Source organism: Hydrogenophaga flava NBRC 102514 (assembly GCF_001571145.1).
GTDB lineage: Bacteria > Pseudomonadota > Gammaproteobacteria > Burkholderiales > Burkholderiaceae_C > Hydrogenophaga > Hydrogenophaga flava.
In genome coordinates this window covers 97,005-121,809 of the sequence record NZ_BCTF01000009.1, presented here as the reverse complement: position 1 = coordinate 121,809, position 24,805 = coordinate 97,005, and the positions used below count along the sequence as shown (strand labels likewise).

Genomic DNA, 24,805 nt, shown 5'->3' with positions numbered 1-24,805 from the left:
CCGGTGAGGGGGCCAGCGCACGATGTGTCCAACCAATCCGTTCAATAACCGCGGCCCGCAAGCAGGCCGTTCACTGGAGACAAGGATGAAACTGAAGACAACGTTGACCGCTTTGGCGCTCGGTCTGGCCAGCGCCGGCGCGTTCGCCCAGGTGGTGGGGGTGAGCTGGTCCAACTTCCAGGAAGAGCGCTGGAAAACCGACGAGAAGGCGATCAAGGACCAGCTGGCCAAGCTGGGCGCCAGCTACATCAGCGCCGACGCCGGCGGTTCGCCCGAGAAGCAGCTCTCCGACGTGGATTCGCTGATCGCCAAGGGCGCCAAGGTGCTGATCGTGCTGGCGATGGACAAGGACGCCATCCTGCCCGCGGTCAACAAGGCCAACCAGCAGAAGATTCCGGTGGTGGCCTACGACCGCCTGATCGAAGCGCCCGGTGTCTTCTACATCACCTTCGACAACGTCGAGGTCGGCCGCATGCAGGCCCGCGCCGTGCTCGAAGCCCAGCCCAAGGGCAACTACGTGATGATCAAGGGCTCGCCCACCGACCCGAACGCCAACTTCCTGCGCGGTGGTCAGCAGGAGGTGCTGGACGCAGCGATCAAGAAGGGCGACATCAAGATCGTGGGCGAGGAATACACCGACGGCTGGAAGCCGGAAGTGGCGCAGAAGAACATGGAGCAGATCATCACCAAGACCGGCGGCAAGATCGATGCCGTGGTGGCCTCCAACGACGGCACGGCCGGCGGTGTGGTCGCAGCGCTGACCGCCAAGGGCATCAAGGGCATTCCGGTCTCGGGCCAGGACGGCGACCACGCCGCCCTCAACCGCGTGGCCCAGGGCTCGCAGACGGTGTCGGTGTGGAAGGACGCGCGCGACCTCGGCCGCGACGCTGCCACCGCCGCCGTCTCCCTGGCCAAGGGCCAGAAGGTCGCGGGTGCCGCGGCCTGGGCCGGTGGCGAGAAGAAGGTGTCGCTGCAGGCGCAGTTCCTCAAGCCGGTGCCGATCACGGCCAAGAACCTGGACCTGGTGGTCAAGGCCGGCTGGATCAAGAAGGAAGACCTGTGCAAGGGCGTGGACGCTGCCAAGGGCCCGGCCGCCTGCAAATGACCGGGCATCTGAATCTGAGTTCGTTTTTCTCCTGATGGATGGAGGCCCTCGGACCGCGGGCTGGGTTCAGCCCGCGGTCCTTTTTTTCGGCGGAGTGCGTCTGTGAGTCCTGTTCCCAATGTCCTCAGGCAACTGGCCATCGACTGGCGGCTGGTGCTGATGGGGGCGGTCCTGGTGGCCACCGCCATTGTGTTCAACATCCTCTCGGGCGGCCTGTTCCTCTCGCCCGAGAACCTCTACAACATCGCCCAGCAGACGGCGGTCGTCGGCATCGTCGCCACGGTCGTGGTGCTGGTGATCGTGGCGCGCCACATTGATCTGTCGGTGGGTTCGGTGATGGGTTTTGTCGGCGTGCTGATCGCGACGCTGATGTACACCGCCGGCTGGCACTGGGTCGAGGCCTCGCTCGCCGGGCTGGCGGTGGCGATTGCCGTCTCGCTCTACCAGGGCGCGCTGACCGCCATGCTCGGCGTGCCGTCCTTCGTGGTCACGCTGGGCGGGCTGATGTCCTTCCGCGGCGCGGCCTTCCTGGTGGCCGACGGCAAGACGCAGCCGGTCAACGACGCCTTCTTCCAGCGCCTGGGCGGCGGCTTCGACGGCGCCATCGGCGTGCAGGCCAGCTGGGTGCTGGCGGCCGTGCTGGTGGCGGCGCTGGTGCTGCAGACGGTGATGCGCCGCCGCGCCAAGGCGGCCTACGACGTGCCCAACCCGCCGCTGTGGCTGGACGCCCTGGTGGCCGCCGTGCCGGCGCTGATCGTGGTGGGCTTCGTCGCCACCATGAACGCCTACCAGATCCCGACCAAGGACGCGCCGCAGGGCGTGCCGATCCCCGTGCTGATCTGGGGCAGCGTGGCGCTGGTGCTGTCCTTCATCGTGCACCGCACCCGCTTCGGGCGTTATGTGTTCGCCATGGGCGGCAACCCCGAGGCCGCGGCGCTGGTGGGCATTCCGGTTCGCCGCGTCACGCTGATGCTGTTCGCCCTGATGGGCGTGCTGATCACCATCGCCGCCATGGTCTCCATCGCGCGGCTGAACGCCGGCACCAGCTCGCTGGGCACCGGCATGGAGCTGTACGTGATCGCCGCCGCGGTCATCGGCGGCACCGCGCTGGCCGGTGGCAGCGGCTCCATCCTCGGCTCGGTGCTGGGCGCGCTGATCATGCAGAGCATCGACAGCGGCCTGCTGCTGCTGGACATCTCCATCGGCCTGCGCTACGTGATCATCGGTCAGGTGCTGATCGCCGCGGTGGTTTTTGATGTCGTCTACCGACGCCTGACGGGAGACGTGTCATGAGCGCACCGCTGGTCGAAATGCGCCAGATCGGCAAGTCGTTTGGCGGCGTGCGGGCGGTCGATGATGTGTCGATCAATCTGTATCCCGGCGAGGTTGTGGCCCTGCTGGGCCACAACGGCGCCGGCAAGTCGACGCTGATGAAGATGCTGGCCGGAGCCTACCCGATCGACAGCGGCGAAGTGCTGATCAACGGCGAGCGGGCCCACATCCGCACCCCGGTCGATGCGCAGCGCTGCGGCATCGAATCCATTTACCAGACGCTGGCCCTGGCCGACAACCTGGACGCGGTGGCCAACCTGTTCCTGGGCCGCGAACTGCTCACGCGCTGGAACACGCTGGACGATCACCGCATGGACGCCGAGGCACGCAAGGTCTTCCACCGCCTGAACAAGAACTTCAGGAACGTGCGCACGCCGGTGCGTCGCCTGTCCGGCGGGCAACGCCAAGTGGTGGCGATCTCGCGCGCCATCTACTTCAACGCACGCATCCTGATCATGGACGAGCCGACCGCCGCGCTTGGCCCGGAAGAGACGGCGATGGTCGGCAACCTGGTGCGCCAGCTCAAGGCCGAAGGCGTGGGCATCTTTCTCATCACGCACGACATGCCCGACGTGTTCGGCCTGAGCGACCGGCTGGCCGTGATGAAGAACGGGCGCATGGTGGGCACCTACCAGACGTCCGACGTCACCGAGGACGAGGTCCTGGGCATGATCATCGCGGGCAAACAACCTGAAGGCAAGGCGCAGACCCACAGCCTCTGAGGCCTGCGTGTTCCCGCACACCGCATGAAAACCACCGGCGACCAGCAACTTGTCAAACGCATCAACCGCAGCGTGCTGCTGCGGCTGCTGCGGCGGCGCAGCGGGCTCTCCCGCGCGCAGCTCGCGCAGGAGAGCGGCCTGACCAAATCCACCGTCAGCCTGCTGGTGCGCGAACTGATCGACGAAGGCTGGGTCACCGAGACCGGCCTGGCCACCGCGCAGGGCCTGGGCCGGCCGTCGACGCCACTGCAGCTGGACGGCAGCCGCCGCGCCATGGTCGGCGTGGAAATCGCGGTCGAGACGCTGCGTGTGGTGGGCGTGTCGCTCACCGGCGAGGTGCTGTGGTCGGCCGAAGAGCCGCTGACGAACCGCGAACCGGCGGCCGTGTGCCACCAGGTGGCGCAGCTGGTGGTGCGCGCGCACGCCGCGCTGGCAGAGCGGCCGGTGCTGGTTTCGGGCGTGGGCATCGGCCTGCCGGGCGCCTTCGACGAGGCCAGCGGCACCGTGCGCTTCGCGCCCAACCTGGGCTGGCGCAACGTGTCCTTCCTGCCGCTGATCACGCGCGCCCTGGCCGAAGCGGGCTGCCCGCCGGTGGCGGTGCATGTGCAGAACGAGGCCGACACCGCGGCGCTCAGCGAATACGAGTTCAGCGACGGCGACGCCATGGACTCGCTGATCTTCGTCACCTGCGGCGTCGGCGTCGGCGCCGGCATCGTGCTCAATGACCGCCTGTTCACCGGCCTGCAGGGCATGGCCGGCGAAATCGGCCACAGCATCCTGCAGATCGATGGCCCCGCCTGTTCCTGCGGCCGCCGGGGCTGCGCCGAGACCTTCTTCGGCGCGAGGGCCCTGGGCCAGCTGCCCGACCCGGCGCGCGGTGGCGTGTACCTGGGCGTGGTGCTGCAGAACCTCTGGACCACCTTCAACCCCGGCGCCCTGGTGGTGGGCGGCTCGTCGTGCGCCCAGTACCCGGACATCGTGCGCACGGCGCGCGACACGCTCGACGCCTATGCCACCAGCGCGGGCGTGGCGCCGCCGCCGGTGCGGCCGGCGCGCTACGGACTGCTGGCATCCGCCGTGGGCGCCGCCGCCCTGGTGCTGCACCACGAGCTGCGGCCCATGCACGCGCCCGCCGCCACCCACCTGCCGGACGCCGACCCGGCGCCCGAACCCGCCGCACAACCCCTCGTCCACTGACACACGACCCCATGTACATCGGCATCGACATCGGCACCTCCGAGGTGAAGGCCCTGCTGCTGGGCCCCGACCAGCGCGTCATCGGCTCGGCCGGTGCTGCGCTCAGCGTCTCGCGCCCGCATCCTGGCCACAGCGAACAGGACCCCGCCGACTGGTGGACCGCCACCCAGGCCGCGCTGGCCGCGCTGCGCGCCGCCCACCCCACCGAATACGCTGCGACCGAGGCCATTGGCCTGTCGGGCCAGATGCACGGCGCAGTGCTGCTGGACGCGCAGGACCGCGTGCTGCGCCCGGCCATCCTCTGGAACGACACGCGCTGCGCGGCCGAATGCGCCGAGATGATGGCCGAGCTGCCCGCACTCAGCGACCTGGGCGGCAGCCTGGCCATGCCCGGCTTCACCGCGCCCAAGCTGCGCTGGGTGGCGCGCCACGAACCCGAGGTGTTCCGCCAGGTCGCCAAGGTGCTGCTGCCCAAGGACCATGTGCGCCTGATGCTGACCGGCGAACACGTGAGCGACCTCTCGGACGCCAGCGGCACGCTCTGGCTGGACGTGCGCCGCCGCGACTGGTCCGACGAGCTGCTGGCCCTCACTGGCCTGACGCGCGCCCACATGCCGCGCGTGGTCGAGGGCAGCGAGGCCAGCGGCCGGCTCAAGGCCGATGTGGCGCAGGCGCTGGGCCTGCGGCCGGGCACGGTGGTGGCCGGCGGCGCGGGCGACAACGCGGCCAGTGCCGTGGGCATGGGCGCGGTCGAGGCCGGCCAGGGCTTTCTCTCGCTGGGCACCAGCGGCGTGCTGTTCGTGGTGACGCCCGACTACCAGCCCAACGCGGCCAGTGCCACCCACGCCTTCTGCCACGCGGTGCCAGGCCGCTGGCACCAGATGAGCGTGATGCTCTCGGCCGCGAGCGCGCTGCTGTGGGTCTCCGACCTGCTGGGCGCCGCCAGCGCGGGCGAGGTGGCCACGCGCGCCGCGTCCCTGAGCGCCAGCGATCGCGCCGCATCCCCGCTGTTCCTGCCCTACCTGAGCGGTGAGCGCACACCGCACAACGATGCCAAGGTGCGCGGCAGCTTCCACGGCCTGGACTTCGACACCAACGCCGCGCGCCTGGGCTACGCGGTGATGGAAGGCGTGAGCTTCGGCCTGCTCGACGGCCTGGCCGCGCTGCATGCCGCCGGCAGCACCGTCTCGCGCCTGTCGCTGGTGGGCGGCGGTGCGCGCAGCGGCTTCTGGGCCCAGATGCTGGCCAGCGCGCTGGACGTCGAGATCGTCACCCACGGCGGCTCGGCCGTCGGCGGTGCGCTGGGGGCCGCCCGCCTGGGCGCGCTCAGCGTGGGCGTGCCGATGTCTGAGGTCTGCCTGCCGCCACCGGTCGACACCGTCTACCGGCCCGACCCCGCCGAGCGCGCGCTGCTGGCGCCGCGCCACGAGCTTTTCCGCAGCCTGTACCGCAGGCCCTGACCCCTTCCAACGAACGACTTCACCCGAGACCGAGACACCCATGAGCACCTACTTCTCCGACATTCCCGCCATCGCCTACGAAGGCCCGCAATCGACCAACCCGCTGGCCTTCAAGTGGTACGACAAGGACCGCCTGGTGCTGGGCAAGCGCATGGAAGACCACCTGCGTTTCGCCGTCTGCTACTGGCACAGCTTCTGCTGGAACGGCTTCGACCCCTTCGGCTACGACGGCACCTTCGAGCGACCCTGGCAGCGCGTGGCCGACCCGATGGCGGCAGCGCGCATGAAGGCCGACGCCGCGTTCGATTTCTTCTCGCGCCTGGGCGCGCCGTATTACTGCTTCCACGACCGCGACGTGGCGCCCGAGGGCAGCACGCCGCGCGAGAGCGTGAACCACCTGCACGAAATGGTCGAGGTGCTGCAGGCCAAGCAGGCGCAGACCGGCATGAAACTGCTCTGGGGCACGGCCAACCTGTTCAGCCACCGCCGCTTCATGTCGGGCGCGTCCACCAACCCCGACCCCGAGATCTTCGCGCTGGCCGCGCTGCAGGTGAAGGAGGCGATGGACGCCACGCTGAAACTCGGCGGCGAGAACTACGTGCTCTGGGGCGGCCGCGAAGGCTACGAAACCCTGCTCAACACGCGCGTCGGCCAGGAGCTGGACCAGATGGGCCGCTTCCTGAACATGGTGGTGGACTACAAGCACAAGATCGGTTTCAAGGGCACGATCCTGATCGAACCCAAGCCGCGCGAGCCGTCCAAGCACCAGTACGACTTCGACACCGCCACGGTCTACGGCTTCCTGCAGCGCCACGGGCTGGAGAAGGAGATCAAGGTCAACATCGAGGCCAACCACGCCACGCTCTCGGGCCACAGCTTCGAGCACGAGATCGCCACCGCCATCGATCTCGGCATCTTCGGCTCCATCGACATGAACCGCGGCGACATGCAGTGCGGCTGGGACACCGACCAGTTCCCCAACAACATCCCCGAGACCGCGCTGGCGCTCTACCTGATCCTGCAGGCCGGCGGCTTCACCACCGGTGGCCTGAACTTCGACGCCAAGGTGCGGCGCCAGTCGATCGACGCCGAGGACATGTTCCACGGCCACATCGGCGGCATGGACGTGTCGGCGCGCGCGCTGCTGATCGCCGAGCAGATGATCACCGACGGCCAGCTCGCCCGCCACGTCGAGGCCCGCTACGCCGGCTGGAACACCCCCTTCGGCCAGGACCTGATGGCGGGCCGCTTCGGGCTGGACCAGGTGGCCGCACGCGCGCTGGAGCGCAACCAGGACACGCGGCCGGTCTCCGGGCGGCAGGAGCTGCTGGAGAACCTGCTCAACCGCTATCTCTGATCACCGGCTGTCCGGATGTGGTTCACGACTTTTGTCTGCCGGAGTTCCCATTGATTTCACGTCGCCAGTGTCTTCTGTCCGCCCTGGCCGCCGGCTGTGCCGGCTCCCGCCCGCTGCTGGCCCAGACCAAGATCGATGTGGGCCTGGCCATGCCCACCCTGGCGCTGCAGCGGTGGGTCATCGACGGGCTCGCGCTGGCGCGTTCGTTCAATGGCATGCGCCTGGTTTCCGACCTGCAGTTCGCGAACAACGACGTGCAGACCCAGATCGCTCAGATCGACGGCATGCTGGGCAAGGGCGTGAGGGCGCTGATCGTGACGCCCATCGACGGGCCTGCCCTGGCACCCGTGCTGAAGAAGGCGGCGGACCAGAAAGTGGCGGTGATTTCCTACGACCGCCTGATCCGCAACTCGCCGCACGTCGACTACTACGCGACCTTCGACAACTTCGGCGTGGGCGTACTGCAAGGGACGGAAATCGTCCGGCGGCTCAAGCTGGGCGAGACCGCCGGCCCTTTCTACATCGAGTTGTTCGGCGGATCCCCCGACGACAACAACGCCTTCTTCTTCTACAACGGCGCGATGTCGGTCCTCAAGCCCTATCTGGACAGCGGGCAGCTGATCGTCGGGTCGGGGCAGACGGGGATGGACGTGGTCTCCACCCAGGCCTGGAACGGCGTGACAGCGCGATTCCGGTTCGAGAAGATCCTGGAGAAGACCTACGTCAAGCAAAGGCTGCACGCGGTGCTGGCCCCCAACGACGGCATCGCGATTGAGCTGCTGCAGGCGCTGAAGCTCAAGGGCTATGGCACGGAAGGCAAACCCTGGCCGGTGGTCAGCGGCCAGGACGCCGACGTGCAATCGGTGCGCTCGATCATCCGCAACGAACAGTCGTTCACGGTGTTCAAGGACACCCGCCAGCTGGCGCTGGCTGCGGCCTCCATGGCGGAGGCGCTGCTCACCAGCAAGAAGCCCCAGGTCAACGACGAAAAGACCTACGACAACGGCGTCAAGACCATGCGATCCCTTCTGTTGAAGCCGGTCGTGGTGGACGTCGCCAACTGGCGCGAAGCCCTCGTGACTTCCGGTTACTACAAGGACTACCTGTTCCGCTGAGCGGCCGGATCATCTGTGATGCAAGCGCAAACCGTTACCGTGAGGACCGTATGAAACCAGTGGTGTGGGGCGTGCTGAGCACGGCGAAGATCGGCACCGAGAAGGTGATTCCCGAGATGCTCGCCAGCCCGCTGGTCGAGCTGCGCGCGATCGCTTCGCGCAGCCTGCCGTCCGCACAGGCGGCGGCGCAGACGCTGGGCATTCCGCAGGCCTGCGGCAGCTATGAGGAGCTGCTGGCCGACCCGGCCATCGAGGCCATCTACAACCCGCTGCCCAACCACCTGCACGTGCCGCTGACCTTGCAGGCGGCCGCGGCCGGCAAACACGTGCTGTGCGAGAAGCCGTTCGCGCTCAGCGCCGACGAGGCGCTGACGGTGCAGGCCGCCGCCACCCGCGTGCACATCGAAGAAGCCTTCATGGTGCGCCACCACCCGCAGTGGCTGCGTGCCCGCGAGCTGGTGCGCGAAGGGCGCATCGGCACGCCGCGCGCGGTGCAGGTGTTCTTCTCCTACTTCAACGACGACGGCGCCAACATCCGCAACCAGGCGGCCATCGGTGGCGGCGCGCTGTACGACATCGGCTGCTACGCGGTGCTGGCCGGGCGCTACCTGTTCGAGGCCGAGCCGCTGCGCGCGGTGTCGCTGGTCGACCGCGACCCGGTAATGGGCGTCGACCGGCTGACCAGCGCGCTGCTGGACTTCGGCGCCGGGCGGCAGGTCAGCTTCACCGTGTCGACCCAGAGCGTGCCGTTCCAGCGGGTGCAGGTGGTGGGCACGCGCGGTCGCATCGAACTCTTCATTCCGTTCAATGCCGCGCGCGGCGGCCAGATGCGGCTCGCGCTCGACGAAGGCGGTGCGCTGGACGGCAGCGGTGTGACGGTCGAGACCCTGCCCGCGGCCGAGCAGTACCGGCTGGAGGTGGAGGCGTTTTCACGCCGCGTGCGCGCCGGCACACCGCCCGACGCGTCCGGTCTCGGCGAGGCGCTCGCCCAGGCCCGGGTGATCGACGCGCTGTGGCAGTCCGAGCGCAGCGGGCGCTGGGAGCCGGTGGTCCACGACTGAGCCCGCGGTCCCGGGTGCCGCCCTGGGGCGCGTGCTAGCCTGCGGCCCATGTCCGACCTGCTCTCCCACCCGTCCTTCGTCCGCTTCTGGTGTGCCCGTGTGGCGGCGGTCGCCGGGACCCAGATGCTGATGCTGACCATCGGCTGGCACATGTACGAGCTGACCGCCAGCGCCTGGGACCTCGGGCTGGTGGGGCTGTTCCAGTTCGCGCCCGCGCTGGCCATGACGCTGCCCGCCGGTCACGCCGCCGACCGCCACCACCGCGCCCGCATCGTGGCGCTGTGCCTGTCCGCACAGGCCGTGGTGGCGCTGCTGCTGGTGGCCGGCACGCTGGCGCACGCGGTCTCGCGCGAAGGGCTGCTGGCGCTCTCGGCCCTGCTCGGGGCCATCCGCCCGTTCCAGATGTCGGCCCAGCAGGCGCTGCTGCCATCCCTGGTGCCGGCCGCGCTGCTGGCCCGCGCCACGGCGGTCACCTCCACCGGCACGCAGGCGGCCGTCATCGGCGGGCCGGCCCTGGGCGGGCTGATCTTCGCGGTGAACCTGAACGCGGTCTACGTCGTCTGCACCGCGCTGTTCTTGGGCGCCGCGCTGGCCTGCCTGTGGGTGCGCTACGAGCGCCAGCCGGTGGCGCGCGAGCCGGTCAGTGCGCAGACCCTGCTGGCCGGGGTGCGCTATGTGTGGGGCCACCCGGTGCTGCTCGGGGCGGTGTCGCTGGACCTGTTCGCGGTGCTGCTGGGCGGGGCGACCGCGCTGCTGCCGATCTTCGCCAAGGAGATCCTGCACGTCGGCCCCGAAGGCCTGGGCCTGCTGCGTTCGGCACCGGCGGTGGGCGCGCTGGCGGCCGGGCTGGTGCTCTCGCGCTATGCGCTGGAGCGCCGCGTCGGCCGCAAGCTGCTGGTGTCGGTGGCCGTGTTCGGCCTGTGCATGGTGGTGTTCGGGCTGTCCACCTCGTTCTGGCTGTCGCTGCTGGCGCTGGCGGTGTCCGGCGCGGCCGACATGGTCAGCGTGGTGGTGCGCCAGACCCTGGTGCAGCTGGAAACGCCGGACCAGATGCGGGGCCGCGTGGCGGCGGTCAACACGCTCTTCATCGGCGCCAGCAACCAGCTCGGCGAGTTCGAGTCGGGTGTGACGGCCGCCGCCTTCGGGCCGGTGGGCTCGGTGGTGCTGGGCGGGCTGGGCACCATCGGCATCAGCCTGGCCTGGTGGCGCCTGTTCCGCCCGCTGGCGCTGCGCGATGCGCTGGCCGGTCCGCAGCGGGTGTCCTGAGCGCTGCCGACCCCACGGCGGGGGCCCAACAAAAAAAGCCCCGCAAGTCGCCTTGCGGGGCTTTTTGTCTGGCAGGGGGCCGAAGCCCCCGGGCCGGGTCAGGGCATTACATGCCCATGCCCATGCCGCCCATGTCGCCCATGCCGCCGCCGGGCATGGCGGGAGCGTCGTCCTTGGGGGACTCGGCGACCATGCACTCGGTCGTCAGCATCAGGGACGCCACGGAAGCGGCGTTCTGCAGGGCGGTGCGGGTCACCTTGGTCGGGTCCAGAATACCCATTTCGATCATGTCGCCGTAGGTGTCGTTGGCGGCGTTGAAGCCGTAGTTGCCCTTGCCTTCCAGCACCTTGTTGATCACGACCGAAGGCTCGCCACCGGCGTTGGCCACGATTTCGCGCAGGGGGGCTTCGATGGCCTTGAGGACCAGCTTGATGCCGGCGTCCTGGTCGGCGTTGTCACCCTTGATGGCGCCAGCGGATTGCTTGGCGCGCAGCAGGGCCACGCCACCACCGGCGACGATGCCTTCTTCCACAGCAGCGCGGGTGGCGTGCAGGGCGTCTTCCACGCGGGCCTTCTTTTCCTTCATCTCGACTTCGGTGGCGGCACCGACCTTGATGACGGCCACACCGCCGGCCAGCTTGGCCACGCGCTCTTGCAGCTTCTCGCGGTCGTAGTCGCTGGTGGCTTCTTCGATCTGCACGCGCACTTGCTTGACGCGGGCTTCGATGTCAGCGGCAGCGCCGGCACCGTCGATGATGGTGGTGTTTTCCTTGCCCACTTCGATGCGCTTGGCCTGGCCCAGGTCGGCCAGGGTCACCTTTTCCAGGGTCAGGCCGACTTCTTCGGCGATGACCTTGCCGCCCGTCAGGATGGCGATGTCTTCCAGCATGGCCTTGCGGCGGTCGCCGAAGCCAGGGGCCTTGACAGCGACAACCTTCAGGATGCCGCGGATGGTGTTGACCACCAGGGTCGCCAGGGCTTCGCCTTCGACGTCTTCGGCAATGATCAGCAGCGGACGGCCGGCCTTGGCCACGGCTTCCAGCGTGGGCAGCAGGTCACGGATGTTGCTGATCTTCTTGTCGAACAGCAGGACAAACGGGTTGTCCAGCAGAGCGGCCTGCTTCTCGGGGTTGTTGATGAAGTAGGGCGACAGGTAGCCGCGATCGAACTGCATGCCTTCCACGACATCCAGCTCGTTCTGCAGGGACTTGCCGTCTTCCACGGTGATCACGCCTTCCTTGCCGACCTTGTCCATCGCGTTGGCGATGATCTCGCCGATGGAGGTGTCGCTGTTGGCGGAAATGGAGCCGACCTGGGCGATTTCCTTGCTGGTGGTGGTGGGCTTGGAGGCCTTCTTCAGCTCGGCGATCAGGGACTCGACGGCACGGTCGATGCCGCGCTTCAGGTCCATGGGGTTCATGCCGGCGGCCACGTACTTCATGCCTTCGCGCACGATGGCCTGGGCCAGCACGGTGGCGGTGGTGGTGCCGTCACCGGCGTTGTCCGAGGTCTTGGAAGCGACTTCCTTGACCATCTGGGCGCCCATGTTCTGCAGCTTGTCCTTGAGTTCGATTTCCTTGGCCACGGACACACCGTCCTTGGTCACGGTGGGGGCGCCGAAGGAGCGCTCGAGCACCACGTTGCGACCCTTGGGGCCCAGGGTGGTCTTGACCGCGTTGGCCAGGACGTTCACGCCCTCAACCATGCGGGCGCGGGCTTCGCCGCCGAAAATGACGTCTTTTGCTGCCATGTTGATTTCTCCGATTCAGTAAATGGGGATGGATGAGGGGCGAATTACTTCTCGACGACCGCGAACAGGTCGTCTTCCTTCATGACCAGCAGTTCGTTGCCGTCGACCTTGACGGTCTGGCCGCTGTACTTGCCGAACAGAACGCGGTCGCCGACCTTGACGTTCATGGCGGACAGTTCGCCCTTGTCGTTTTTCTTGCCGGGACCGACGGCCAGGACTTCGCCCTGGTCGGGCTTCTCGGCGGCGGCGTCGGGGATGACGATGCCGGAGGCGGTCTTGGTTTCGCTGTCAATGCGCTTGACGATCACGCGATCGGCGAGAGGACGAAGGTTCATTGCATCTCCTGAAATGGATCAAATGTTGGGGGGTCAGATGGGCGGGGCCACTGGCCATGGGGCTGGGCCCCGCGGATCGACTGGGAATCGGGTGTTAGCACTCAACTCCAGCGAGTGCTAATGATAAGGGCCGGCCCTGCCCATTTCAAGTGCATCCCTGGAAATTCCAGGCCATCGGGCGAACTGCCATGTTGGCAGTCATTGGCAGGATGGCAGTGCTTCAAGGGGGCTTGGCCGATGGCAAGTGCCTGAATTCAAAGGCCTTTTTGTCTGGCACGGTTCTTGGACAGTGGCTGGTATCGGCAGACTTCCCACCACCCTCACCATGTCCACCACGACCGCAGCCACCGCCGCATCAACGGCCAGTCCCGAGCCGGACGCCGTTGAAATCTCTCTGTACGAGTCGCGCAAGAAGATCCAGACGCGTTCGGTCAGTGGCACCTTCACCCGCCTGCGCTGGGCCGCGGTCTGGTTCACCCAGATCCTGTTCTACGCGCTGCCCTGGTTCCAGTGGAACGGGCGCCAGGCGGTGCTGTTCGACCTGCTCTCGCGCCGCTTCTACCTGGGCGGCCTGGTGCTGTACCCGCAGGACTTCATCTACCTGACCGGCCTGCTGGTGATGTCGGCGCTGTCGCTGTTCCTGTTCACCGCGGTGGCCGGGCGCCTGTGGTGCGGCTACGCCTGCCCGCAGACGGTCTACACCGAGATCTTCATGTGGATCGAGAAGAAGATCGAAGGCGACCGCGCGGCCCGCATCCGGCTGGACGGCGCGCCCCTGTCCGGCGCCAAGGTCGCCCTCCGAGGCGCCAAGCACCTGGCCTGGGTGCTGTTCGCGCTGTGGACCGGTTTCACCTTCGTCGGTTACTTCACGCCGATCCGCGCCCAGACCGCCGAGGTGCTGGCGGGCACCATGGGCGCCTGGCAGACCTTCTGGATCTTCTTCTACGGCTTCGCCACCTACGGCAACGCCGGCTTCATGCGCGAGCAGGTCTGCAAGTACATGTGCCCGTATGCCCGCTTCCAGAGCGCGATGTTCGACAAGGACACGTTGATCGTGACCTACGACGCCGCCCGCGGTGAACCGCGTGGCTCGCGTGGCAAGAAGGTCGATCCGAAGGAAAAGGGCCTGGGTTCGTGTGTGGACTGCACGCTGTGTGTGCAGGTCTGCCCCACCGGCATCGACATCCGCAAGGGCCTGCAGTACGAGTGCATCGGCTGTGGCGCCTGCGCCGACGTGTGCGACGAGGTGATGGACAAGTTCGGCTACGCGCGCGGCCTGGTCAAGTACTCGACGCAGAACGCCATGACCGGCGGCTGGGACAAGGCACAGACCATCCGCCGCGCGCTGCGCCCGCGTGTGCTGGTGTATTCGGCCATCCTGGGGACAATTGCGGTGGCGGTGGGCGTGAGCCTGTTCCTGCGGGTGCCGATGAAGGTGGACGTGATCCGCGACCGCGGCGCGCTCGCCCGCATGGTCGACCAGGGGCGGATCGAGAACGTCTACCGCCTGCAGATCATGAACGCCACCGAAGACCGGCAGCTGATCCGGCTGGCGGTGGAGGGCATGGAGGGCATCACATTGGCCTCGGAGCCCGTGGTGGATGTGCTGCCGACCGAGGTGCGCACACTGGCCGTGCGGGTGCAGGTGCCTCCGGGTGCCGACAGCGGCTCGCATCCCATCGTGTTTCGCCTGCAATCAAGCACCCACCAGGCGATCCGGCTGGACGAGAAGACCACCTTCCTCGTGCCACGCTGACGCCTTCGCGCGCGATTTGCGCGCGGAGGAAACCCGCGCGGGTATCGCGCCGTGCTTGCGGTCACAATGCCCGCCCAAGGGAGTTGACCAAGCACTGAAAGCCGTTGGCTGTGGCCCCTTCTTTTGCCCTCACTTCCTCCACCCCATCTGTTTTTGACCGCGCGGTATTCCAGGCGGCGGCTGCCGGCACGGCGCTGCTGCTGATCTGGACCGCCTGGCACTACCCCGGCCTCACCCTGGCTCTGGTGGGCTCGTGTGCGGTGATGTTCTGGGTCTGCGCCTGGTCGGCCACCCGGCTGCTGGGTTACCGGCGGACGCGCGCCCTGATGCTGCTGGCCCTGGGCCTGGGCTGGTTCGCCGAGCAGATGGGTTCCTCGCGCGGCTGGTTCTTCGGCCGCTACACCTACACCGAGGTGCTCGGCCCGCGCCTGGGGGATGTGCCGCTGGCGATTCCGCTCATGTGGTTCGCGCTGGCGCTGATCGGCTACGTGATGGCCTCGCTGATGCTCTGGCGCCAGCCGGTCCACGCGAATCCCGGTTTCCGCAGCGGCCTGCTGACGGCCTGGCTGGCGGCGATGGTGATCACCTCCTTCGACCTGGGCGCCGACCCGTACTTCGTGTTCGTGCTCAAGGCTTGGATCATGCAGAAGACCGACGGCGGCTGGTTCGGCGAGACCCTGCAGGGTTTTGCCGGCTGGATGACCGTGTCGCTGATCATCGTCGGCAGCTTCCAGGCGCTGGCCGCGCCGCGCCGCTCGCCACCGCCCGAGGATGGCCTGCCGCTGGCGGTGCTGGTGCCCATCCTCATCTACGCCAGCGGGCTGGTGTTCCAGGTGCTGCTGGGCCACCCCATCGAGGTGCGGGCCATCGCTTTCTTTGCGATGGGCCTGCCGGTGGTGGTGGCCTGGGCCGCCTGGCGCCAGTGGTCCCACCCGCACCAGCGCGCCGCCCATGCGAGTCCGTTGGCCGGGCTCGATGTGGCCTCTATGTCGATGCAGGCCGACCCGACAGCGGACGACACCATCACCGCCCTGATCGGCCGGCGCACGGGCGACAGCGCGGTCACGGGGGAGGGGGCGACCCGCCTGGCGCAGGCCAACCAGCTGATGTCGGCCTGGACCCACAACGCGGCGCTGGCGCCGGGCTGGACGGCGGGCAGCAAGGCCGATCCCGAGGTGACCGCCGCGCTGGAGGCTTATGTGGCCCAGGCCAGGGCGCTGCCCGACTGGGCCGACGCGGGCAAGATCGCGCGGGCCGAGGCCCTCTTCATGGAGCACGGCCCGCTGTCCTGCACCCTGCTGTTCTGCTCCAGCCTGCCCGAGTGCTATGTGATGCCGCAGCTGGCCGAGGTGCTGCACATCGCCGGCCAGCTGGAACAGCACACCGAGCACCGCATCCGCCAGACCGCCGCCATGGTGTTCCCGGTGATGATGAAGGGCGGCCTGACCGACCCCGAAGGCTCGGGCGTGGCCCAGGTGCTCAAGGTGCGGCTGATCCACGCCACGATCCGCCACCTGATCCTGCGCGGCGACCCGCAGAAGGTGCGCGGGCGCGTGCTGCCGCAGGTGCTGGCGGATGCCGACCGCCGCATGCACAGCGCGCTCGCCGCGCATGGTTGGGACGTCGACGCCCAGGGCCTGCCCTGCAACCAGATCGAACTGGCCTACACCCTGCTGACCTTCAGCTACTCCTTCCTCAAGGGCATGCGCACCCTCGGGCTGGGCCTGCCGCGCGAGGACGAGGAGGCCTACCTGCACGCCTGGAACGTGATGGGCCATGTGCTGGGCGTGCGCCGGGAGCTGATGGCCTGGACCATGGACGAGGCGGCGGCGCTGTTCGACGTGCTGCAGGCGCAGGCTCCGCTGCTGCAAGGCCAGGCCGATCCCCGGCCGCCGCTGGGCCGGGCGCTGGTGGCGGCCATGGCGCAATCGATCCGCGTGCCGGTGCTGCGTGGCCTGCCGGTGCCGCTGACGCGCTGGCTGATCGGCCCCGACACGGCGGCCCGCATCGGCATCGACGAGCATGTCTCCTGGGCCACGCGGCTGGTGTTCCAGGTCGGGCGCCTGCTGGTGGGCGTGACCGATGGCGTCGTCGGCCTGGTGGTGCCCGGGTTCTCGCTGTCCCGGCTGTTCACCCGCGCCGTCGGCTACCACCTGCTCACCCGCTTCCTGATGAACCAGACCCGGCCCCTGGCGCTGCCAGACCGGGTGCTCAACCCCATGGGCGAGCTGATTGCTGGCTGGAGCGACGACCCGTTGGCACCGGACTGGGTGAACCGTCTTGAAGACCGGCTGACCACCACCGGTGACTGGCACCGGCGGCCGATCCGCGGCGTTCACGCGACAGATGGCGCCACGACCGGATGAGTGGTGTGATCTTTGTTACATCTGCGCGGCGCAGCCGCTACGATCCGGCCATGCCGTCTTGCGCCATCGCCCGCCTCCGCATCTGTGCCCCTGCCTGCTGGCACATGGTGTTGCTGGGCCTGCTGGTGCTGGCCGCGCTGCTGCCCCTCGCGGCCCGGGCCGATGAGGTGCCGGGCGAGGGCGACATCACCCTGTCCACGCGGTTCTGGATCGACACCTTGGGCAGCGCCACGGTGGACCAGGTCGCTGCCGAACCCCCGGGCACCTGGGAGTCGATGGACCACTACCGCTCGTTCGAGCTCGGTTCGTCGGCGCTGTGGGTGCGCATCGAGCCCGGCCATCTGGACCCCGAGCGGCGCTGGTACCTGCTGCTGACCGCCGCCGCCTTCACCAACGACGCCCGCCTCTACACCCGCGGGGCGGACGGGGGATGGACCGAACAGCGCGCCGGCGACCACCTGCCGGTGGCCGAGTGGAGCCACCCCGACCAGACGCCTGTGTTTGCGGTCACCCCCGGGCTCACCGAACCGCTGTGGCTGCGGCTGACCAACTCGCCGACGCCCACCAGCCCGCGGCTGCAGTTGCTGACCGAGGAGAACCTGCAGTCCAAGCGCTACGCCACCTTCCTGTTCATCGGCGGCTACCTCGGTTTCGGGCTGCTGGTGCTGTTCCTGGGCTGGGTTCACGTCCGGCTGTATGGTGACCGTGCCTTTGTCGCCTACTGTTTCTACGTGGCGTCCATGCTGGGCTTCCAGGCCTCGTTCACCGGTATCGGGGGGCTGTTCTTCTGGCCCCATTGGGCGACCTGGAACGACCTGGCGCCGTCGTTCTTCATGCTCTGGCTCACCGGTTCGGGCATCTGGTTCGTGCGCGAGGCCTGCGCGGTGCCGCGCCATTCCCAGGGGGTCGACCGCTTCGTGGTGGCCTGGTCGCTGTTCGGCATGGTCTATTCCCTGGTCTACGCGGCCCTGCTGTCGCCGCTGGCCTTCAAGCTGCTCAACCTTTATGGCCTGCTGTCGGTGGTGCTGAGCATCGCGCTCTGTATCTGGACCTGGCGCCGGGGGGAGACCTACGCCGGCTGGCTCTTCCTGGGCTTCCTGCCGGTCCACCTGGGCTACCCGTTCCCGGCGCTGCGCAGCGCCGGCGTGCTGCCCGACAGCATTGCCACGCAGTACGGCGTGCTGATCGGCTCGGCGATCGAGATTCCGCTGCTGCTCTACATCCTGCACCGGCGGGCCAAGGACTTCAGCGAGAACCGGGCGCGGCTGCGCGCGATGGAAAGCACCGACCCGCTGACGGGCCTGACGATCACGCCGGTGCTGCTTCTGCGCCTGCGCGACGCGCTCAAACGGGCGCGCCGCTCAGGACACCGCTGCGGCGTGATGCTGGTGGAGCTGTCCAACCACGCGGACATCGTGGCGCGCGAAGGGCGCGAGGCCGGTGACCGGGCGCTGGTGGTGGCAGCGTCCCGCCTGAGCAGTGTGGTGCGCGACGTGGACACGGTGTGCCGCATCTCGGACACCCGCTTTGCCATGTTGATTGAAGGTCCGCAGAAGCCCGAACTGCTCAAGCTGCTGGGCCAGCACGTGGTGGCAAAGGGGCTGGAGAAGGTGCCCAACCTGCCCGTCGAACTGCCTCTGCGCTTCCGCCTGGTGTCCAGCACCCCGCCGGACGACAAGGACTCGCTGGAAGATGCGCTCGACGACGAGCGCCTGCTGGCGCGCCTGAACCGGGCGCTGGACCGCCTCTCCGACGATCCGCGCAAGGTGGTGCTGCACCTCTCGCAGCCGCCGCTTCAGATCTGAGCCCGGCGGCGGGCCGGGTGCTCAGACCGTCAGGTCGGCCATCGACGACTTCGGAAAGTCCATCTCGGGCTCGGGCCCATCGAACGGCAGCGTGAAGTAGAAAGTGCAGCCCTCGCCGGGCGCGCTTTCGGCCCAGATGCGGCCGCCGTGGCGCTCGATGATGCGCTGCGACAGCGCCAGGCCGGTGCCCGTGCCCTCGAAGTCCATCGAGTGGTGCTGGCGCTGGAACATCACGAACAGGTTGTGCGCCTTCTCCAGGTCGAAGCCGACGCCGTTGTCGTGAACGAAGAAAGTGCGGCCGCCCACGGGATTGATCTTCCAGCCGACCTCGATGTGCGCCTTCTCGCGCGGCCGCGTGTACTTGACCGAGTTGTTCAGCAGGTTGCCGAAGGCCTGGGCCAGCAGCATCGCGTCGCCACGCACCACCGGCAGGTCGTCCTCGACCACCCATTCGATATTGCGGCCCTGGCTTTCCTGTTTCAGGTGCGCGATCAGCCCCTCCAGCAGCGGTGCCATCGGCACCGGCTGGGCCTCGATGGCCACGCGGCCGAGGCGGGCGTATTCCAGCAGGCCTTCGATCATGTGGCTCATGCGCTTGCTGGCCTTGTTGATCGAGTTCAGGTACTGCTGCGCGATCGGGTCCTTGACCTCGCCCAGCTGCTCTTGCAGCAGGGTGACGAAGCTGCTGATGTGGCGCAGTGGCGCGCGCAGGTCGTGCGAGACCATGTGCGAGAACACGTCCAGGTCCTTGTTGGCCGCCACCAGCTGCTGGGTGCGTTCGGCCACGCGCTTTTCCAGTTCCTTGTTGAGGTCGTTCATCACGTCCTCCAGGCTCTTGGCGGCGGTCATGTCGCGCGTGATGCAGGACAGGCCCTGCAGCTCGCCGGCCTCGTTGCGCAGCGCGGTCAGCACCGTGTGCGCCCAGAAGCGCGAGCCGTCGTCGCGCAGGCGCCAGCCGCGGGTTTCCCACTGGCCGTGCGCCGTGGCCAGGCGCAGCACCTGCGCCGGGTCGACCTCGTCTTCTCCGGCGTTGTCCACCGCCAGCAGCCGCAGGTAGGGCTTGCCGATCATCTGGGTGCGCGTGAAGCCGTGCAGGCGCTGGGCGCTTTCGGTCCATTCGGTGACGGCACCGGACTCGTCGACGAAGTAGATGCAGTGGTCCTGGATGGCGTCGACCATCAGGCGGTAGCGCTGCTCGCTCTGGAACAGCTCGGCGGTGCGTTCGCGCACGCGCTCTTCGAGGTCGCGGTTGGCCTCCAGCACGAACTCTTCGGTGCGGCGGCGCTCGGTGATGTCGTGCAGCTCGATGAAGATGCCTTCGACGATGCCCAGCTGGAAGTCGGGGATGTAATGGATCTCGTAGAAGCTGCGCGAGCCGTCGGCTTCGGTGCGCTCGGCCTCGAAGGTCTGCTTCTGGCCGTTCAGGGCATCGGCCACGTGCGGCAGGATGTCCGGCAACTGCTCGGGGTCCACCAGCTGGCTGAGGTGGGCCCCCACCATCTCGCTGACCAGACGGCCGCTGCGCGCCGCGTGGGCGGTGTTGGCAAACCGGCAGATCAGGTCCTTGTCGTAGTAGGCCAGGTGCGTCGGGATGCGGTCGGTGATGCTGCGCAGGAAGGCGTCGTGCGCGGCCAGCCGCTGCTCTGTCGCCTTGCGCTCGCTGATGTCGGTGACCGTGGTGTTGCTGTAGAGGAAGCGGCCTTGCGCATCGACCACCGAGGTCGAGGAACACAGTGCGTGGAAGCGGGAGCCGTCCTTGCGGCGAACCTCCAGTTCCAGCGGGTCGGTGCGGCCCGTGTCGATCAGGTGCTGCATGCGCACGCGCATGAGCGCCGTCCACTCCGGCTCCAGCAGCGACGCCAGGTCGCGATGCTGGTCGATCAGTTCCTCGCGCTCGTAGCCGAGCCAGTCCAGCAGTGTGCGGTTGAGGTTGACAAATCGCAGGTCGGCGTCCAGCGACAAATACCCGCAGGGGGCCTGGTCATACAGCGACTGTGCACGCTCCAGGGCGATCTTGAGCTCCTGCGTGCGCAAAGCCACCAGGCGTTCAAGTTCGGGACTGGCGGTGTCGGTCCGATCCGGGCAGACAGGGGTTTCCATGGTTCCAGGCTCCAGGTCGTGGCGTTGCAAAAGGCATGAGTTGCCGTTCCATCCGTATCGGCGACCGGACGGAAAACTTCAGGCATTGTGGACCTGTGGCCCGCCGCTTGGAACCATAAAAAAGCCCCGCGATGCGGGGCTTTTGTCGAGAGGAAGGCAAAGGACTTACAGGCCGGCGGCAGCGCGCAGCGCCTCCACCTTGTCGGTGCGTTCCCAGCTGAACTCCGGCTCCTCGCGGCCGAAGTGGCCGTAGGCAGCGGTCTTCTCGTAGATCGGGCGCAGCAGGTCCAGCATCTGGATGATGCCCTTCGGACGCAGGTCGAACACCTCGGCCACGATGGCGCTGAGCTTCTCGTCGCTGATCTTGCCGGTGCCTTCGGTGTACACCGTGATGTTCATCGGCTTGGCCACACCAATGGCGTAGGCCACCTGCACCTGGCACTGGCGCGCCAGGCCGGCGGCAACCACGTTCTTGGCCACGTAGCGCGCGGCGTAGGCGGCGGAACGGTCGACCTTGGAGGGATCCTTGCCCGAGAAGGCACCGCCACCATGGGGGCAGGCACCGCCATAGGTGTCCACAATGATCTTGCGTCCGGTCAGTCCGCAGTCGCCCTGCGGGCCACCAACGACGAAACGGCCGGTCGGGTTGATCAGGTAGCGGGTGTTCTGCAGCCATTCCTTGGGCAGCACCGGCTTGATGATCTCTTCGATGATGGCCTCGTTGAACTCGGGCTTCATCTTGTCGCCCAGGCTCCACTCGGGCGCGTGCTGGCTTGACAGCACCACGGTGTCGATGCTGTGCGGCTTGCCGTCGACGTAGCGCATGGTGACCTGGCTCTTGGCATCGGGCCGCAGGAAGGGCAGGCGTCCGTCCTTGCGCAGCTGGGCCTGGCGCTCGACCAGGCGGTGCGCGTAGTAGATCGGCGCGGGCATCAGCTCGGGCGTTTCGTCGCAGGCGTAGCCGAACATCAGGCCCTGGTCGCCGGCACCGGTGTTCAGGTGGTCGTCGCTGGCGTGGTCCACGCCCTGGGCGATGTCGTTGGACTGCTTGTCGTAGCAGACCATGACCGCGCAGCCCTTGTAGTCGATGCCGTACTCGGTGTTGTCGTAGCCGATGCGCTTGATGGTGTCGCGCGCCACCTGGATGTAATCGACGTGGGCGTTGGTGGTGATTTCACCCGCCAGCACCACGAGGCCCGTGTTGCACAGCGTCTCGGCGGCCACGCGCGAGCGCGGGTCCTGCTTGAAGATCGCGTCGAGGATGGCGTCCGAGATCTGGTCGGCGACCTTGTCGGGGTGGCCTTCGGAGACGGATTCGGACGTGAAGAGAAAGTCGTTCGCCATATAAACTCCAGAATGTTTGAACCGGCGTTGCCGGTCTTTCTGGGTTCGGCGAACGCTTTAGCGGTATTTGTGAATCGCCCCGCAATTAGTTCAATAACTCGGCGATGGGCGGATTTTACGCCCATCCGCATGGCGGCCGCGTGTTGAAGACGCCCGGAGATGCACTCAAAAGCGGTGGCGAGACCCGCCTTCTTGTTGGTTTGACGGCTTTGTATCCACTCCTGTTCCGGTTTCTTTCGCGCCTGCCGCTGCCACTGCTGCATGGCCTTGGCTGGCTGTTGGGCTGGCTGAGTTTTGCCCTGTCCGGTCGCTACCGGCGCACCCTGTTCAGCCACGCAGCGCAGGCCGGTTTCCCCCGGTCGGTTGCGCTCGCCTCGGTGGCGGAGGCGGGCAAGATGGTCACCGAGCTGCCGCGCCTGTGGCTGGGGGCACCCGTGCATCTGGAGTGGGAAGGCCGGGAGCTCATCGAACAGGCCATTGCCGAGGGCAATGGCGTCCTGTTCCTGACCCCGCACCTCGGGTGTTTCGAAGTCACCGCGCAGCTGTTTGCCCAGCATTTCGGCGACCGCATGCCGGTGACCGTGCTGTACCGCCCGGCGCGCCAGCCCTGGCTGCGCGAAATCATGGAGCAGGCCCGCAGCCGACCCGGCCTATTGACCGCACCGACCACGCTCGCGGGCGTCAAGCAGCTGATCAAGGCCCTTAAGCAGCACCAGGGGGTAGGGCTGTTGCCCGACCAGGTGCCGCCCGAAGGGCAGGGGGTCTGGGCGCCTTTCTTCGGCCGTGACGCCTACACCATGACCCTCTCGGCCCGGCTGGCGCTGACAGCGGGGGCCCGCGTGTTGCTCATCTGGGGCGAACGCCTGTCCTGGGGGCGCGGCTACCGGGTGCGCCTGCGGCCTTTCCGCCCTGAAGCGGGTGGTCAGCTGTCGGCGGACCCGCAGGATGCGGCGCACCAGATCAATCTCGCCATGGAGTCCCTGGTGCGGGAGTGTCCAGCCCAGTACCTCTGGTCCTACGACCGCTACAAGTCGCCGTCCGGCGTCAGCCATTCGGCACGGCTGGAGGCCGAGCGCTCCACATGACCGCTTCTTCGCCTTCGCGCGGCCCGATCCTGAAAACCTTGCTGAGCCTGGCGGTGCTGGGCATGTTGCGCATCACCCGCCACCTGCCGCTGTCCTGGCTGCGAGGGTTGGGCGCGGTGCTCGGATGGCTGCTGTACGCCCTGGTGGGGCGCCGCCGCCGCATCGCCGAGATCAACCTCGGGCTCTGTTTTCCCCAGCAGGACGCCGCGCAGCGCCGGCGCATGGTGCGCCAGCATTTCGTGCTGTTTGCCCAGGCCTGGCTGGACCGGGGCTGGCTGTGGGAGGGACACCCGGAGCAGGTCCGCAGCCGCCTGCGCCTGCGGGGTGCGGTGCACGAACTGCAGAGCACGGCCCCGACACTGCTGTTCGCGCCGCATTTTGTCGGCATGGACGCGGGCTGGATCGGGCTGACGGCCCATGTGGAGCGCCGCTTCTGTGGCCTGTACGCCCGCCAGCGCAACCCGGTGATGGACCAGTGGATGGCCGAAGGCCGGCGCCGCTTCGGCGAGCCGCACATCGTGGCCAAGAGCGCCGGGCTCAAGGCGCTGGTGAACGCACTGCGGGCCGGGGAGCCGCTGTACATGCTGCCTGACATGGACTATGGGCCCCGCGATTCGGTGTTTGTGCCGTTTTATGGGGTGACGGCGGCGACGATTCCCTCGCTCTCGCGCTTTGCGCGCATGGGAGGTGCTCGCGTGCTGCCCATCCTGAGCCGCCTGACGCCGGAGGGCTACGACATCACGGTGCTGCCGCCCTGGCAGGACTTTCCGACCGAGGACGTGGTGGCCGACACCGCGCGCATGAACCGGCAGTTGCAGGAGTGGATCGATGAAACACCCGAGCAGTACTACTGGGTGCACAAGCGCTTCAAGACCCGACCGGCGGGTGAACCCTCGTTCTATCGCTGAGCGTCGTCGGCGCCTTCGTCCGCAGCCGGGGGCGTGGCGGGCGCTTCATGGGCCCAGTCCCAGAGCAGCAGCGCCACCTCGTCCAGGCCCTGCTTCTTGAGCGCCGAGAACAGCCGGACCTCGCCGCCGCCGGCCTGCAGCTTCGCGATAGACAATGCCTTGTTGGCCTCTGCACGGTTAAGCTTGTCGGCCTTGGTCAGCAGCACCAGAAACTTCAGACCTTCTTCGACGCGAGGGCGAATGATCTCCAGCAGGGCCTCGTCCAGCTCGGTCAGCCCCAAACGCGGGTCGCACAGCAGCACCACCGCACGCAGGTTTTCACGCGTGACCAGGTAGTTGGCCATCACGCGCTGCCAGCGCAGCTTGGCTTCCTTGGGCACCGCTGCGTAGCCATAGCCCGGGAGATCGGCCAGCACCGCATCGGTGACGCCCTGCTTGCCCAGTGCGAACAGGTTGATGCTCTGCGTGCGACCCGGTGTCTTGGATGCGAAGGCCAGGCGCTTCTGCTGGGTCAGCGTGTTGATCGAGGTCGACTTGCCAGCGTTGGAGCGCCCGACGAAAGCGATTTCCGGCAGATCCAGGGCAGGCAGGTGCTCCAGCTGTGGCGCGGTGGTCAGGAATCGCGCCGTGTGCAGCCAGCCATGGGCGATCTTGGGGTCCGGGCGTGTGGGGCGCGGGGCGGTGGAGGAGGAGGTGGGGGCGTGGGTCATCAGGGGTATTACCAATGGGCCATTGTAAAAT

The 24,805-nt window shown here is 67.9% G+C and carries 19 protein-coding genes; 14 read left to right on the top strand and 5 right to left on the bottom strand.

What is annotated here, in order from left to right:
- The first annotated feature begins 85 nt into the window (after nucleotides 1-85).
- From xylF to HFL01S_RS09955, 9 genes are all read left to right on the top strand, one after another.
- A complete protein-coding gene (xylF, locus tag HFL01S_RS09995) occupies nucleotides 86-1,105 on the top strand; it encodes a D-xylose ABC transporter substrate-binding protein (protein ID WP_066257921.1) in 1,020 nt (339 codons plus the stop codon).
- 159 nt (nucleotides 1,106-1,264) lie between these two features.
- The gene (locus tag HFL01S_RS09990; protein ID WP_066258004.1) at nucleotides 1,265-2,398 is read left to right on the top strand and encodes a sugar ABC transporter permease; all 1,134 of its coding nucleotides are present in this window, start codon (nucleotides 1,265-1,267) and stop codon (nucleotides 2,396-2,398) included.
- Nucleotides 2,395-3,159, top strand: coding sequence for an ATP-binding cassette domain-containing protein (locus tag HFL01S_RS09985; protein ID WP_066257920.1), 765 nt, complete (start codon nucleotides 2,395-2,397; stop codon nucleotides 3,157-3,159). Before HFL01S_RS09990 ends, HFL01S_RS09985 begins: the two co-directional genes overlap by 4 nt.
- A gap of 24 nt (nucleotides 3,160-3,183) precedes the next feature.
- Nucleotides 3,184-4,356, top strand: coding sequence for an ROK family transcriptional regulator (locus tag HFL01S_RS09980; RefSeq protein ID WP_066257919.1), 1,173 nt, complete (start codon nucleotides 3,184-3,186; stop codon nucleotides 4,354-4,356).
- Between the two features lie 11 nt (nucleotides 4,357-4,367).
- A complete protein-coding gene (gene xylB / locus HFL01S_RS09975; protein ID WP_066257918.1) occupies nucleotides 4,368-5,816 on the top strand; it encodes a xylulokinase in 1,449 nt (482 codons plus the stop codon).
- 40 nt (nucleotides 5,817-5,856) lie between these two features.
- On the top strand, nucleotides 5,857-7,173 hold the full coding sequence (xylA, locus tag HFL01S_RS09970; protein ID WP_066257917.1) for a xylose isomerase: 1,317 nt from the start codon (nucleotides 5,857-5,859) through the stop codon (nucleotides 7,171-7,173).
- Nucleotides 7,174-7,223: 50 nt separating this feature from the next.
- Complete coding sequence (locus HFL01S_RS09965; protein WP_245644772.1) at nucleotides 7,224-8,288, top strand: substrate-binding domain-containing protein; 1,065 nt, start codon at nucleotides 7,224-7,226, stop codon at nucleotides 8,286-8,288.
- A 50-nt stretch (nucleotides 8,289-8,338) separates the two neighbouring features.
- Nucleotides 8,339-9,349 carry a Gfo/Idh/MocA family protein gene (locus tag HFL01S_RS09960; protein ID WP_066257916.1) on the top strand — a complete coding sequence of 337 codons (1,011 nt, stop codon included), beginning with the start codon at nucleotides 8,339-8,341 and terminating at the stop codon, nucleotides 9,347-9,349.
- A gap of 48 nt (nucleotides 9,350-9,397) precedes the next feature.
- Nucleotides 9,398-10,615 (top strand): MFS transporter, encoded by a 1,218-nt coding sequence (locus HFL01S_RS09955; RefSeq protein ID WP_066257914.1) that lies wholly within the window; start codon nucleotides 9,398-9,400, stop codon nucleotides 10,613-10,615.
- 106 nt (nucleotides 10,616-10,721) lie between these two features.
- Here the strand turns inward: HFL01S_RS09955 and groL are convergent, their stop codons facing one another.
- Nucleotides 10,722-12,365: a chaperonin GroEL gene (groL, locus tag HFL01S_RS09950; RefSeq protein ID WP_066257912.1), complete on the bottom strand. Its 1,644-nt coding sequence runs from the start codon at nucleotides 12,363-12,365 to the stop codon at nucleotides 10,722-10,724.
- 44 nt (nucleotides 12,366-12,409) lie between these two features.
- Complete coding sequence (groES, locus tag HFL01S_RS09945) at nucleotides 12,410-12,700, bottom strand: co-chaperone GroES (protein ID WP_066152738.1); 291 nt, start codon at nucleotides 12,698-12,700, stop codon at nucleotides 12,410-12,412.
- A gap of 325 nt (nucleotides 12,701-13,025) precedes the next feature.
- Here groES and ccoG point away from each other — a divergent pair, with 325 nt between their 5' ends.
- From ccoG to HFL01S_RS09930, 3 genes are all read left to right on the top strand, one after another.
- Nucleotides 13,026-14,456 carry a cytochrome c oxidase accessory protein CcoG gene (gene ccoG, locus HFL01S_RS09940; protein ID WP_066257911.1) on the top strand — a complete coding sequence of 477 codons (1,431 nt, stop codon included), beginning with the start codon at nucleotides 13,026-13,028 and terminating at the stop codon, nucleotides 14,454-14,456.
- 110 nt (nucleotides 14,457-14,566) lie between these two features.
- Nucleotides 14,567-16,822, top strand: coding sequence for a carotenoid biosynthesis protein (locus tag HFL01S_RS24660; protein WP_157538823.1), 2,256 nt, complete (start codon nucleotides 14,567-14,569; stop codon nucleotides 16,820-16,822).
- A gap of 50 nt (nucleotides 16,823-16,872) precedes the next feature.
- On the top strand, nucleotides 16,873-18,627 hold the full coding sequence (locus tag HFL01S_RS09930; protein ID WP_169802327.1) for a sensor domain-containing diguanylate cyclase: 1,755 nt from the start codon (nucleotides 16,873-16,875) through the stop codon (nucleotides 18,625-18,627).
- Between the two features lie 21 nt (nucleotides 18,628-18,648).
- Here the strand turns inward: HFL01S_RS09930 and HFL01S_RS09925 are convergent, their stop codons facing one another.
- Both HFL01S_RS09925 and metK read right to left on the bottom strand, forming a co-directional pair.
- Nucleotides 18,649-20,727 carry a PAS domain-containing sensor histidine kinase gene (locus HFL01S_RS09925; RefSeq protein WP_066257907.1) on the bottom strand — a complete coding sequence of 693 codons (2,079 nt, stop codon included), beginning with the start codon at nucleotides 20,725-20,727 and terminating at the stop codon, nucleotides 18,649-18,651.
- A gap of 165 nt (nucleotides 20,728-20,892) precedes the next feature.
- Nucleotides 20,893-22,071, bottom strand: a complete 1,179-nt coding sequence (metK, locus tag HFL01S_RS09920) for a methionine adenosyltransferase (protein ID WP_066257905.1) — start codon at nucleotides 22,069-22,071, stop codon at nucleotides 20,893-20,895.
- Nucleotides 22,072-22,280: 209 nt separating this feature from the next.
- Between metK and HFL01S_RS09915 the strand changes: the two genes are divergently transcribed.
- Both HFL01S_RS09915 and HFL01S_RS09910 read left to right on the top strand, forming a co-directional pair.
- Nucleotides 22,281-23,156, top strand: a complete 876-nt coding sequence (locus tag HFL01S_RS09915) for a lysophospholipid acyltransferase family protein (RefSeq protein ID WP_066257902.1) — start codon at nucleotides 22,281-22,283, stop codon at nucleotides 23,154-23,156.
- Nucleotides 23,153-24,064, top strand: a complete 912-nt coding sequence (locus HFL01S_RS09910) for a lysophospholipid acyltransferase family protein (RefSeq protein ID WP_084383191.1) — start codon at nucleotides 23,153-23,155, stop codon at nucleotides 24,062-24,064. The genes HFL01S_RS09915 and HFL01S_RS09910 overlap by 4 nt, the downstream gene beginning before the upstream one ends.
- Here HFL01S_RS09910 and yihA read toward each other — a convergent pair.
- Nucleotides 24,055-24,774, bottom strand: coding sequence for a ribosome biogenesis GTP-binding protein YihA/YsxC (gene yihA / locus HFL01S_RS09905; RefSeq protein WP_066257900.1), 720 nt, complete (start codon nucleotides 24,772-24,774; stop codon nucleotides 24,055-24,057). The genes HFL01S_RS09910 and yihA overlap by 10 nt on opposite strands.
- Nucleotides 24,775-24,805: the final 31 nt, after the last annotated feature.